This is a genomic window from Vibrio sp. V33_P6A3T137, assembly GCF_009904835.1.
Classification (GTDB): domain Bacteria; phylum Pseudomonadota; class Gammaproteobacteria; order Enterobacterales; family Vibrionaceae; genus Vibrio; species Vibrio metschnikovii.
The window spans coordinates 1-3,027 of the sequence record NZ_WXWK01000137.1 but is presented as its reverse complement, the minus strand read 5'-3'; the positions used below and the strand labels follow the sequence as shown (position 1 = coordinate 3,027).

Here is a 3,027-nt window from a genome sequence, read left to right as displayed (position 1 = left end):
GCTCAATAAAGCATAACGCCGCGTTAAGGGGTGAGCAACGCAACTACCGACTCACCGCATTGCACTAAAAACTAATAAAATCAACGCATAACGAAAATGCCACGCGTTGCGAATCCCTCTTGAACGCTTTGTTAGCTGCCTGACGATAAAGCCTAAATTAATAGTGATAACGGCAAGAAATGATTGTGATAGCACTATCATCAACCGCATAAACTAGCCTATTCGTATCATCTATTCGTCGCGACCAAAAACCAGATAAATTTTCTTTTAGTGGTTCAGGTTTACCTATGCCCTCGAAAGGAGAACGCTTAACATCCGTGATGAGTTTATTTATACGTTTAAGTGTTTTCTTGTCTTGCGTCTGCCAATAAACATAATCATTCCAAGACTCATCAGTCCAAGATAATAAACGACTACTCATCGATTAAATCTCTTTGGCTCACCTTACCCGCTTTAAACTGAGTAATTGAACGATGTAAGTGCTCAGCATTTGCCGGAGAACGAAGCAAATGAACCGTTTCCATTAAGCTATTGTAATAATCTAGTGACATAACAACCGCATCTTCAGAATCACGACGCGTGATCACGGTTGTATCTGCGTCATTAACAACAGCATCCAAAACGCTCTTCAAGCTATTTCTAGCTTCGGTAAAAGATACAATTCTCATAAAACCTCCACATGTACGTTTAATAAGACAAGTATATGACTAAAAAACCAACTTGTACAGCTAATGGAACATGAGAACTTGTAAGCAGCTAACGCCCTGTTAAGGTGTGAGCAACGCAATACCGAAGCCACCGCATACCACCTTAAACACTAAACCCAGCGCATAGTAAAAATGCCACGCGTTGCGAATCACTCTTAAACAGTTTGTTAAATTGATTTTTCGATCGCCAACCTCAAGACTTTTGCACCTTTTTCGGTCAATTTCCCTGCACTAACTAAGTCATGCTGTGTCATAAAGTCGATGTCTCCAGATGTAATCATTTCTTCGTCGACTACATCTTTAAAATGGCGGTTAAGAATACGTATTGGGGCGTTAATATATTTTGAACTAAAACGCCCTTCTATTCGATTTGCCAAGTAAGATATAAAATCTTGAGGAACATCAGAAATATCACTTTGTACTCGATTAATATCTCTTTGTAGCCTTCTAAGCTCTTGTTTTGAACGGTCTAATTCTTTGCCACTCTGCTCAAGCTGAGATATTACTTGTTCTTTTTCATCGTCTGCAATTCTTGCTTTTTCAATGAGGTTTAAAATGACCTTATTCATTTCCTTTTCTTGTTCTTTAATGTGTTCTTTTTCTTTCTTTTCTTCTTCCTTTGCGCGGTCAACATCAAAGGGCATTTTGTCAAACTTGTCACGCAAACCCGTATATCCATCGTCAATGTGTTTCAGTTTTTCACCAAAACCTGACTCAATACGCCCTAAAATTTCAGATATCTCTTTAGTAAATTTGTATGAGTTGTCATAAAACATGTTAGATGTATCAGTTGCTTTGAAATAAAAAGCAACTGATAGAGCTATAGCAAAGCAAGCCAGTAAAACAGACAGTAAGTCTGTGAAAGTAAACGACTCAAGCGTTATAGAGATGTCTGCGCCAAGAAGCTTCCATGTAGCTATTACAAGAATAGCAACGATTAAAATATCTCTAATGTTTACAAGTGTCAGAAATCCTTTGTTCGAGTTATTTTCTTCTTTACTCATTTAGTTTGAAACCTCATCAATCAATTTAACGCCCACTTAAGGGGCTGACAACGCTACTACCAAGTTTCTGCACAACGCCGAAACCACTGAAATCAACGCATAATAAAAATGCCACGCGTTGGAAGTCCCTCTTGAAGTGTTTGTTATAAGGTGGGTAACTACTTAATTAAATTGAGTATTTCTTTAAATTCTGGTACTCGGCAATCTTTAACTAGTTCATAAAGACTCATTTCTAAACTAGTTATATCAACTCCAGAATCTGCTAACTTTCTGATTGCTAGCTCTTTGTTTAATTCATCACGTGACGAAACACAATCGCTTACCAAGTGTATATCGTAACCCAGATTTTTTAGATGGAGTGCCGTTTGATAAACACATATATGAGCTTCGATCCCACATATTAACCAAGAAGTTTTGGCTGACTTTTGGATTTCATCAATAAAACGAGGCTCACTACAAGCGTCAAAACTGAACTTGCCAATAGGCTTTTGATTACTCAATAGCTCATTTATCTCTTCGATAGTTTTACCTAATTTATCAGGATTCTGCTCAAGCCAAACTATTGGTAAACCAAGAAATTGGGCTCCTTTAACTAGTTTTGTACAGTTTGAAACGAGCTCGTTACTATTGGATACTAATCGAGCAAGCTTACCTTGAATATCAACGACAATCAGGCCAGTGTTTTCCTTATTAAGCATACAAACTCCTGTGCTAAACCACCTTATAACGCCCGCTTAAGGGGCTGACAACGCTACTACCAACTTTCCGCATAACACCGTAATCACTTAAGCCAACGCATAATGAAAATGCCGCGCGTTGGAAGTCCCTCTTGAAGCGTTTGTTATGCTTTATTACTCATTGATTACATTGAACTTTTAAAAAATTCATTTGTTCGAAGCAGTTTAACTCAAAATGACAAACCAGCCTACTTTCAGAAATCATTGATGCCGATAAGATCCCAAACAAGTTGAAGCGAATTAGCCTGCGGAATCAAGGGACAAACAACACCAAAGGAAGAGACCATTCAGCGACAAATGAACCTTTTGTGTGCACAATTTATCAGAGCAGAGCCGGACAAAAGCGCACAAACATCGATAAACTTGCGCTAACCAAACACTTTCAGCAAGTAAGATGTTCATGAGATCCCAAACATGCTGAAGCGAAATAGCCGGTGGAATCAATGAACAAGCAACACCAAAGAAAGAGACCTTTCAGCGACAATCGAACCTTTTGCGTACACAATTTATCAGGGCAAAGTTGCCGAAAAAACACAAGTATCGTTCAACTTTCAATCGCCACCAAAAAGAACAATAAAC

4 protein-coding genes are annotated in these 3,027 nt (G+C 38.4%); all 4 read right to left on the bottom strand.

Annotated elements, in window-relative coordinates:
- Positions 1–157 precede the first annotated feature (157 nt).
- Positions 158–421 (bottom strand): Txe/YoeB family addiction module toxin, encoded by a 264-nt coding sequence (locus CAG60_RS12840; RefSeq protein WP_010318499.1) that lies wholly within the window; start codon positions 419–421, stop codon positions 158–160.
- On the bottom strand, positions 414–668 hold the full coding sequence (locus CAG60_RS12835) for a type II toxin-antitoxin system Phd/YefM family antitoxin (protein WP_161439092.1): 255 nt from the start codon (positions 666–668) through the stop codon (positions 414–416). Before CAG60_RS12835 ends, CAG60_RS12840 begins: the two co-directional genes overlap by 8 nt.
- 206 nt (positions 669–874) lie before the next feature.
- Positions 875–1,711, bottom strand: a complete 837-nt coding sequence (locus CAG60_RS12825; protein ID WP_161439091.1) for a hypothetical protein — start codon at positions 1,709–1,711, stop codon at positions 875–877.
- 158 nt (positions 1,712–1,869) lie between these two features.
- The gene (locus CAG60_RS12815) at positions 1,870–2,409 is read right to left on the bottom strand and encodes a hydrolase (RefSeq protein WP_161439090.1); all 540 of its coding nucleotides are present in this window, start codon (positions 2,407–2,409) and stop codon (positions 1,870–1,872) included.
- Positions 2,410–3,027: the final 618 nt, after the last annotated feature.

Excerpts from the sequence above, each read along its gene's own strand:
- CAG60_RS12825 (WP_161439091.1), bottom strand. The coding sequence starts at position 1,711 with ATGAGTAAAGAAGAAAATAACTCGAACAAAGGATTTCTGACACTTGTA.
- CAG60_RS12840 (WP_010318499.1), bottom strand. The coding sequence starts at position 421 with ATGAGTAGTCGTTTATTATCTTGGACTGATGAGTCTTGGAATGATTAT.
- CAG60_RS12815 (WP_161439090.1), bottom strand. The coding sequence starts at position 2,409 with ATGCTTAATAAGGAAAACACTGGCCTGATTGTCGTTGATATTCAAGGT.
- CAG60_RS12835 (WP_161439092.1), bottom strand. The coding sequence starts at position 668 with ATGAGAATTGTATCTTTTACCGAAGCTAGAAATAGCTTGAAGAGCGTT.